Source organism: Bradyrhizobium sp. CCBAU 45389, from assembly GCF_028128625.1.
GTDB lineage: Bacteria > Pseudomonadota > Alphaproteobacteria > Rhizobiales > Xanthobacteraceae > Bradyrhizobium > Bradyrhizobium liaoningense_B.
In genome coordinates, this window is sequence record NZ_LBIY01000058.1 from 1 (window position 1) to 8,869 (window position 8,869).

The following is an 8,869-nucleotide window of genomic DNA, read 5'->3' on the forward strand; positions in this document are numbered from 1 at the left end:
GCGGATGGAAGGGATGAGTGATCCGTACCTTTTGGCGGATCGTACCTACACGGCCTGCAGTCGACGACTTTCTCCAAGGCCAAGGTTGAAGGCGCGGTGCTAATTGTTGAGCGCTGGATTCTGGCACGGCTGCGCCATCGGCGGTTCTTCAACCTGACCGATCTCAATGCCGCGATCGGCGGTTTGCTGGAGGAGCTGAACAATCGGCCGATGCGCCATATCGGCAAATCCCGCCGGCAGCTGTTCGAGGAGATCGAGCGCGAGGCGCTGGCGCCGCTGCCGAGCGAACCGTTCGAATACGCCGAGTGGAAAACGGCGAAGGTCCATCCCGATTATCACGTCGAAGTCGACAAGACCTTTTACTCGGTGCCGCACCGACTGATCGGCCGTCGGGTGGACGTCCGGCTCACGTATCGAGCCGTCGAGATCTTCCAGGATCACACGCGTGTCGCCAGCCATGTGCGCCGCTCTCAGCGCAGCGGCCATGTCACCGTGAACGAGCACATGCCCAAGGCCCATCAGCGTTACGCCAATATGACGCCGGCGAGTTTGATCAAGATGGCAGCGCGGGTCGGCGTCAACGCCGCCACCCTGGTCGAGCGGATGATGCGTGAGCGCCCGCATCCCGAGCAGGGTTATCGCTCCGCCATGGGGATCATCGCCCTGGCGCGGCGCTACGAGCGCAATCGGCTGGAAGCGGCCTGTGAGAGGGCGCTCGCCATCAACGCGATCAATTACTCCTCCGTGAGCGCCATCCTCAAATCCGGGCTGGACCGCGCGAGCCCTGCCGCCGAGCCCATCAAAGCCACGCCCTCCCACGCCAACATCCGTGGCGGCGCCTATTATCAATGAAGGAAAGGAAGATCGTGATGCTGACCCACCCGACCCTCGACCAGATGCAGGCCCTCGGCCTTGCCGGAATGGCGGCCGCCTATCGGCAATTGGCCGAACAGGACAATGCCGCCGATCTCAGCCGCGACGAGTGGCTCGGCCTGATGCTTGATCGCGAAGCCGCCATGCGCGCCGACCGGCGCCTGACCAATCGCCTGGCCGCAGCCAAGCTGCGCTTCGTCGACGCCTGTATCGAAGACGTCGACTTCGCGTCCCGCCGCGGCCTTAACCGGCGCAACACCCTGCAGCTGGCGCAAGGCGCCTGGCTGAAAGCCCATGAGAACTTCATCATCACGGGCCTGACCGGGACTGGCAAGACTTGGCTGGCGTGTGCCTTCGGACGCCAGGCGGCCAGGCTCGATCATTCCGTCCTTTATTTGCGGATGCCGCGCCTGTTCGAAGACCTCGCCATGGCCCGTCTCGATGGTCGCTTCCCGCGCCTCATCGATAAGCTCGCACGTGTCCAGTTACTCATCCTCGACGACTGGGGCACCCACATCCTCAACGACCAGCAGCGCCTCGATCTCCTCGAAATCTTCGAAGAGCGCGACAGGCGCAAATCGACCTTGATTACCGCCCAGCTGCCCGTTGCCCAATGGCACGATATGATCGGCGAGCCAACCATCGCAGATGCTATCCTCGACCGGATCATCCACAACTCCCACCGTATCGCCCTCGAAGGCGACAGCATGCGAAGGAAAAAAGCTGCACGCCCCTTGACCGACGTCGAAAACAGCGAAACGAATACCAACTGACTTCAACAACCAGGCAACCAAAAGCCAGCGCCGCTACGCTGTCCGCGATTTAGCGAAACTGCTGTCCCGTTTTTGCGAAATGCGCAAGCTTTTGCTCGAGTCCTCGAAGCTCTGTGTCGATGAGACCCCGGCGCCGGTACTGGATCCGGGGCGCGGCAGGACCAAAACCGGCTACTTCTGGGCGCTATCGCGCGATGACAGGCCTTGGGCCGGACCTGACCCACCTGGCGTGGTTTACGCCTATGCACCGGGCCGTGGGGCCGTTCATGGCTTGAGGCTGCTTGAGGGCTACCGGGGCATCATCCATTGCGATGGCTATGAGGCTTACAAGACCATGACCCGAGAGACGCGTGCGGACGCCCTGTCCGGTACGCTCGCCTTCTGCTGGTCGCATCTACGGCGTCAATTTGTGAAGATCGAGCGCGAGGTTTCGCCGGCGCCGGCTCCGGTTGCCCGCGAGGCCCTCGAGCGCATTGCCCAGCTCTACGCGGTCGAGAAAGCACTACGCGGCCGATCTGATGCCGAGCGCCGCGCCGGTAGGCAGGCGCATGCCCGGCCTCTGGCTGCAGCCTTGAAGCAGTGGTTTGAGGCAAAGCTTGCTCACCTTGCGCAGAAGAGCGACACGGCGAAGGCTTTGCGCTATGCGCTGCGTCATTGGGACGGCCTGACGCTCTATCTGACGACGGGCGCATTGAAATGGACACCAACGCGGTCGAGCGTGCGATGCGGCCGATCAAGCTCAATGCCAAGAACTCCCTTTTGCCGGTTGCGACGAGGGCGCCGAGAGTTGGGCAGTACTAGCTTCGTTAATCGAGACCTGTAAGCTCAATAGCGTCAGTGCGGAGCACTGGCTCGCCGACGTTCTCGCGAAGCTCGTCAATGGTTGGCCTGCGTCGCGACTGGACGAACTGCTTCCCTGGGCATCGACCTACACAATGCATGCACAAGATCCGAGACTGGCGGCATGAGCCTCAACACGACCGCGGTCCGGATCAAGGTGATCCTCAAGGACGTAAAACCGGAGGTGATGCGTCGCCTTGTCGTACCCGTCACCCTGCGCCTTGATCGGCTGCATCTGACGCTTCAAGCGGCGTTTGGCTGGACAAACAGCCACCTCTTCGAGTTCTTTGCTGGTGAGGTCCGTTGGGGGATTCCTGATCCCGACAACGATTACGGCCACCAGCCCATGAATGCCAGCAAAGCGCGGCTCTGCGATATCGTTCAAGAGACCGGCGCCGAGACGATCCATTATCTCTATGACTTCGGCGACAGCTGGGATCATGTGATCAAACTCGAAAAATGGTTCGACAACACGACGACAGAGGGACTTCCCCTCTTGCTCGAGGCCGCCGGTCGTTGTCCACCGGAAGACATAGGCGGTGCGCCAGGCTATGCCGAATACCTCGATGCCATCGGTGACCCCGCCCATCCGGAGCACGAACAAATGCGCCTCTGGGCCCCGGAGCGGTTCGATCCCAACGTCGTCGACCGGAAGGCGCTCGAGGCTGCCGTCAGCGCTTTGTCCGGCCAATGGAAGCCGCGGCGGCGCGCCACGCGGACAACATAGACGTCAAGCGCCAATCAAAACGGCCGCAAAGCTACGCTTACGGATGACAGGCTCTCGGGCGCGGTTCTCTGCGCGCGCGATCGTACGTATCAAGGCCATTTATGATCGACGGCCCTGCATCTCCAGCTTGTTTTCTGCCTTCACTTTGGCAATGTCTTTCGCGGCGGCTCGAATGCTTCCTGGTCTTTGGGGTCTGCAAGCTCAAACCAAGAGCCGGGTACTGACGTGGCGATAAGCTTGGCGAAGACGGATTGCGGCTCCCAATTTTGTCCTTCGCGCTTCTCGAAAATGATGGCTCCGTCGCCAAGGCCGGGAATACTGCAGCCGACCGAAAGCTCGACGCGCCACAGGTCGTCCTCGGCGGTTTGCTGCTCGTGTATTTTCGGCGAGTAGTGCACTGCAACCGGCTCGCCGATCGTGCAGCGGCCGCGCCGCAGAAGATCGCCCAACTTGCCTTGTGCGGTCGTCACGAAGTTGAAGTTAGCGGGATCATGCAGAAAGCGGCGGTTCACGCCTCTTTCGTTATTCGCTACCTCGTCAACAACAAGAGAGAGTGCGAACGCTTGCCAGCCTAGTTCCATCGGTTTCGCATATGGAGTCACAAGTTTCACCGTGCCATCGGGGGCCACCTCCCACGTGACCATATTTTCGTCCGTCGTTTTGTCAGACCTGTGTTTGGCCCATGAAAAGACAACGCGCTGGCCAGTGTCGGTCTTTCGGCCAACCTCCCATCCCCTGGGAGCGAAGTGGGCTACCCTCGCGACCTTGGCAAAGATTTCCTCCGCCGTCTCACCATCCTCCGTTCGCCAAGTTGATCTAACCTTGTCGATCAGAGGGTTGTCATCCGCACGGACGCCGTCGCCCTTACCCGCCAGCCCGCCGGGCAAAATCAGCCACAGAATATGGCCGACACAGAGCCCGAGCCCGAGAGCGAACCAAAGCACGCGCCTATTAGTCATCTATTCTCTCACCCTACGCAGCCGCCCCTACGCAGCCGCCCCTTACGCGTCACATCGTATTTCCGAAGAGACCCAAGACGCACCTATCAGGGTTGGTCGGTCACAATGCCATCGGCGTCTGGAGTGACGGTCCCGGCGGCGGGCCAATCACGGCTGGGGAAGCCACTTTTTGCGAGAAACCAAAGGTCGAAAGGCCACCGCGAAATATGCGCGCGGTCCGGACGATGGGCGTGGCTTTACCATTCCCGGGGGAACCACTAAATTCACGTTGTGGCATTGCCTCTCTCGGTGAACTCCGTTCGGGGGAAGCGTTTATGTTCGTCTCAGTGGGAGGGAGGCCTGCCGAACCCCAGGTTGAGACATGTGCATTATTCACCGATTGGTTCGAGACGCCGCGATGGAGCCCGAAATGGTCAGCCGCATGAGGGCGGCTTACAAGCAAGTGCTCTATACCGTTTGCGTGAAGGATGGTGACGATCCGCTAACGGAAATGATCGCGAAGAAGGTCATCAAGATTGCACAAACAGTTGTCGGTGACCCAACAGAACTTGCCCCCTTGCGATCAGAGAGCTTGAACTTCGGTGAGGCGAACACCGCCATCTGGGCCAAGCTCGATAGCCGTGAGGGAAATTAATGCGCTGACTTGACTGTTCATCGCGTCTTCATGGAGCGTGGAAGTAAGGCGGCGCAACTACATGCCGCTGAAAACCCGGCTCGCGGCGACGTGCTGTGAGATGCTGGCCGGACAGCGCCCACGCTGATCCCCAAGCAGTGGGAGAATACCCCGCCAACGCCATATCTCGCAGATCGCGAAGACCCGGCGGGATCGAACAGCGCGAGGCCGAGTTTCCCGCGCGCCTACTCGCCAAGGATCGCGGCGGAGCCGGTGGCAGAAGTGGATGCGGCTGTGGCTCTGGCGCTTGATTTCGACGAGAGTGGGACCCTGTCGGGGTTCTCGATGATTGCTGCATGCACATCATGCGCATGCAGCGGGGGTGATGTTGTAGATGCTCCCGTAGAAGTCCATGACAGACATGGCGTCACCCGATTCCGTCACGAGGCGCGGAATATCTCCTAAGAGCTGGTTCTTTGCGACGCACGTCCGCTATCGTCAAAAGATAGAGCATGCCCTCATCGTGCCTCGGATCGTAGGACAGCATGTCGAGGCCGGACCGACCGAAATGAGCCTGAAGGCTCGCATTGTCCGGATATTGTTGTAAACCTGCTTCGCCCGCTAGGCGTTGGCGAAGTGGATCAACCAATACCGCCATCCGCCCGGATTGTTGATCGAGAAGGGGCTGACATAGGGAGCGCATAGACGAAAGGCGTCAAAGACGATCTTCTCCGTCCGTAGCCAGTCGTTCTTGCTCATGAGTCCATTAAGCGCATCGACATTCGCGCTCGTTTAGCCCAAGATGAGCAAGCCGCACTCTTAGCTGCTCCGGCTGGTTCTTCTGTAGAAATGCCAGAAGTGAACTGCTCATAAAGGTGTTCTCGGCGGCGGGATAGGAGCGCATAATGTCAAGAAGCGTATTCCGGTCGACGTGACTGTCCCCACATTGATCCAGATTGAGGAGAACGCTTTTGTAGCGTCCTTGCTCAAGAACGTCTTGATCTTTGGATACGCAGCCTCGAAAAACTCGTTCAGATACTCCACGGAAGGTGTAGATTCGGGCACGTCTGAACAATGTCAGCTTCCATCAGTCCAACATGTGTCTTCAGCAATTCTATGGCATCGCGGCTAGCATCGTTGAAGATTAGAAGGCACTCGACCTCGATGGCGCCGAGGCCTTGAACTGCACGATGTGTATTCACTGCCTCGACGGCACGCTTCAATTCTTCAATGAATATCAGTGGTGGCCCAGGCGTGCCGCAGTGATATCGCCCGCCACCGGCAAATCCGTCGACGATTGCAAGCCGAAAACGCTCCTGTTGCGGGAGCTTACAGCGGACGGTTAGATAGTCGAAGACGTATTCGCGCAGGATTTTGTGTTTGCGCTTTGAATGCTCCTCGAGCTTTGCGCCATCAGCCCATTCATACCGTTTTTCGGCCACGTCGCCCCCAACCGTATTGCGCTATTATGGAACAGCGCCGGGACCGGTGGGCATCTCATCCCAGGTCCGCCCCCTATATTCGCGTCCATTGGCCTTTTTCGAGCGCTTCTTGTTGTCTTTGCCCCCAGGTGCCCCACTGTTTGAAAAAGAAGGCCGTCCCGGCTGATAAGCACTGCACATAGATTTCGTCGATCCACTCCTCACGGATTGGCCGAGCTGCCTTCCCGCTTTCGCCACCGACGATCGCCCAATGGATGTCCCGGAGATCGGCAGTGCCGACGGCTCCGATAAGGGGCTCGAAGGAAATGAACCGAATGGCTGCCGGCACCTGGCGCAGGTGCTCTATGCGATCCACTGCGTCCGCGTTCTCAATGCTAGTGCCGAGCCAGATATTGGGCAGGACCTCGCCGATGAGGGCAGGGACCAACCTGGCCATGCGTTCGGGGCGCTTCGTGAGAATCTGATAGTTGTGATGCGGTGTCTCGCGCATCACCTGCCCGGCGTCGCGAATGAAGGCGTCGCTAACTCGTTCATGAAACAGGTCGCTCATCGAGTTTACAAATATCTTGTGCGCGGCGGCGATCAGGGTGAGACTCCGTATTGCCGCACGTAAAAGTGCTCCCTCAGGGTGGTCCGCTGCCTCATCTTTTTTGCTCCTGACTTGAAGTGGAGGCGGCGTCTCAATGATTGCCGAAGTGGGCCTAAGATGCGCTGCTCGGGTAACCGCCATTTGGTGGCGGTTCGCCATGAGCTTTGCTGACCGGGACAGGCCTCAAGGCCTGGCCTGCCAGCAAACTTCATGGTCGTCCGCGGCATGATCCGCGCGCAGGGGTCAAGGCTCGCGGAGCGACCCGCGTAGCGGGCTGCCTTGACGCCGAGGACGGATCAGGCACTCGGCCCGCACCGGATGCGATAATGGTCGCGGTTCGCAGCGCCGGCCTTTCCTGCGCGAGCCCGCCGTTACTGAGGCGCTACGACGTCAAGGACGAGCGGCGGCACTTGGGAGGGACCAAACAGCATGGCGTTGGCCTGTTCGCTGCGCCAGGTCTTTAGGCGACGCTGTAGCGTGCGCAGAAGTTTTTGGGGATAGATTCCAGGGCATTTTGCCTGCAATCGCGCTAGGAGTTCACTGCCGGTCCGCCACGGCTCGGCTTCAAACCATTTGCGCAAATCCGGCGTCACTCGAATGAGCGGGTCGGGACGGCGGCGGCCTCTTTTGCTTTGGCGATCGGCCGATCTGTCGGCCGGGCACCGCCCTCCTTCCAAGCGGTTCTCAAGCTCGCCAGGAAAAGATCAATCGGCTGCGCGATCGGGCCGGGGTTCGCGGCAGGCTCGGCGTCAGTAAGCGCCGCCAACCGCTCCTGCGTCACTCGGATATCGCGCAACAAGGCGACGGGGTCGAGGCCGGCGAAAGTCTCTTGTAAACGGGCGCGAACTTCATCGGACGTGCGCGAGTCGGCGGCTAGCCGTTGATGCGGCGTGGCAGGCGCGCTGTAGGTCTTGTGCACCCGGGCGCCGTCGCGCTGCTTGGCGATCAGCTTGAACGACGGTTGGAAGAAGTTCACGAACAGGCGCGCCGAGCGGTAGAGCTGCGCCAGCAGCGTCGCTGCCTCCAAACCCTCGAACCGCCGGTAGCCGACCATCCTGCGCACGACAGCGCCGTTCTTTTGCTCGACAAAAGCTTGATCGTTTTTTGCGGTACGGCCGGCAGCGCGTGAAAATGATATCGGCCGTGTCACAGTACGTCTTAAGCGTCTCGTTCATGAAAACGGTGTCATTGTCCGTGTCCAAGCCAAGAAGCGCGAAGGGCAATTGCTTACGCAATTCCGTCAGCACGGTGCTCAGCAGCGTCTGCTCGCGCACGATCAGCGGCGTGCATTCCGTCCAGCCGGTCGCGACGTCAGTGAGGACCAGGGTCTGTACGAAACTGCCGCGCGCCGATGGACCGCTGTGGGCGACAAGGTCCGCCTCCACGAAGCCCGGTGCGGGATCATTCCAATCCGCCGAAGTCCGTATCGGAATACTGCGTCGTAGGGCGTGTGCGGCCGGTCGCCGGCGCTGGCGACCGAGCCCTTCCCGAATCCGGCCCAACGCCCGGTCGATCGTCGCCGCGCTCATCGAAAGCAGCTTGCCGCGGATCTCGGGAGCGAGGTCAAGATGGCTGTGCCGCTCCATCGCGTCGATCAGCATCGGTATCAAGGCTTTCAGCCGCTTCCCGCAAACCCAGTCCGAGGCTTCCCAGAGGAGTGCGAGCGCATTGCGTTCGGCTTCACCGTAAATCCGGCGCCGCGCCCGACGACCTGTTCGCGACCCATCGTGGCCCCGCAGCAGCCGCATCGCATGCTTGCGATGATATCCAGTGACATTGACGAACTCATCCAATATCCGCGCCTTCTCCACGCGATCGCTCGATCGGTAGCGTTCGCCCACAGCTGCCGTCAGTTCCTTCCTAGTCGCCATGCTCAGCCGCCTCATTGTCGCCCCCGCCCGCCCGTTTGCTCGGGAGCAACTTACATGAGGCAACAGCCTATCATTAGGGAACTTCTACGCTGACGCACCAGCTTCGAACGTATCACTTGACGTCTCGACCCAGCCATCATCGGAGGCGGAGTTTCGCCGTCTCGACCAAGCGAAAAGAATTA

Annotated in this window: 5 protein-coding genes and 4 pseudogenes; 5 read left to right on the plus strand and 4 right to left on the minus strand. The window is 60.3% G+C overall.

Translation table 11 applies throughout. The features are described from left to right. Positions 1–75 precede the first annotated feature (75 nt). From XH79_RS07330 to XH79_RS07345, 4 genes and pseudogenes are all read left to right on the plus strand, one after another. Positions 76–852, plus strand: a pseudogene (locus XH79_RS07330) (Mu transposase domain-containing protein); the annotation flags it as partial. A gap of 17 nt (positions 853–869) precedes the next feature. Then, positions 870–1,646, plus strand: coding sequence for an IS21-like element helper ATPase IstB (istB, locus tag XH79_RS07335; protein ID WP_271581229.1), 777 nt, complete (start codon positions 870–872; stop codon positions 1,644–1,646). Positions 1,647–1,728: 82 nt separating this feature from the next. Beyond that, a pseudogene (gene tnpC / locus XH79_RS07340) lies at positions 1,729–2,614 on the plus strand (IS66 family transposase); the annotation flags it as partial. Then, a complete protein-coding gene (locus tag XH79_RS07345) occupies positions 2,611–3,213 on the plus strand; it encodes a plasmid pRiA4b ORF-3 family protein (protein WP_271581226.1) in 603 nt (200 codons plus the stop codon). The pseudogene tnpC and the gene XH79_RS07345, both read left to right, overlap by 4 nt. A gap of 140 nt (positions 3,214–3,353) precedes the next feature. Here the strand turns inward: XH79_RS07345 and XH79_RS07350 are convergent, their stop codons facing one another. Further along, the gene (locus XH79_RS07350) at positions 3,354–4,172 is read right to left on the minus strand and encodes a nodulate formation efficiency C protein (protein ID WP_225129210.1); all 819 of its coding nucleotides are present in this window, start codon (positions 4,170–4,172) and stop codon (positions 3,354–3,356) included. A 409-nt stretch (positions 4,173–4,581) separates the two neighbouring features. Between XH79_RS07350 and XH79_RS07355 the strand changes: the two genes are divergently transcribed. Then, positions 4,582–4,806 carry a hypothetical protein gene (locus XH79_RS07355; RefSeq protein ID WP_271581227.1) on the plus strand — a complete coding sequence of 75 codons (225 nt, stop codon included), beginning with the start codon at positions 4,582–4,584 and terminating at the stop codon, positions 4,804–4,806. A 1,010-nt stretch (positions 4,807–5,816) separates the two neighbouring features. Here XH79_RS07355 and tcmP read toward each other — a convergent pair. From tcmP to XH79_RS07370, 3 genes and pseudogenes are all read right to left on the minus strand, one after another. After that, positions 5,817–6,227, minus strand: coding sequence for a three-Cys-motif partner protein TcmP (gene tcmP, locus XH79_RS07360; protein ID WP_271581228.1), 411 nt, complete (start codon positions 6,225–6,227; stop codon positions 5,817–5,819). 24 nt (positions 6,228–6,251) lie between these two features. Further along, positions 6,252–6,795 (minus strand): annotated as a pseudogene (locus XH79_RS07365) (DUF5131 family protein); the annotation flags it as partial. Positions 6,796–7,187: 392 nt separating this feature from the next. Further along, a pseudogene (locus XH79_RS07370) lies at positions 7,188–8,702 on the minus strand (ISNCY family transposase). Positions 8,703–8,869 lie beyond the last annotated feature (167 nt).

Coding starts and splice junctions, on each gene's coding strand:
- istB (WP_271581229.1), top strand. CDS start 870: ATGCTGACCCACCCGACCCTCGACCAGATGCAGGCCCTCGGCCTTGCC.
- XH79_RS07345 (WP_271581226.1), top strand. CDS start 2,611: ATGAGCCTCAACACGACCGCGGTCCGGATCAAGGTGATCCTCAAGGAC.
- XH79_RS07350 (WP_225129210.1), bottom strand. CDS start 4,172: ATGACTAATAGGCGCGTGCTTTGGTTCGCTCTCGGGCTCGGGCTCTGT.
- XH79_RS07355 (WP_271581227.1), top strand. CDS start 4,582: ATGGTCAGCCGCATGAGGGCGGCTTACAAGCAAGTGCTCTATACCGTT.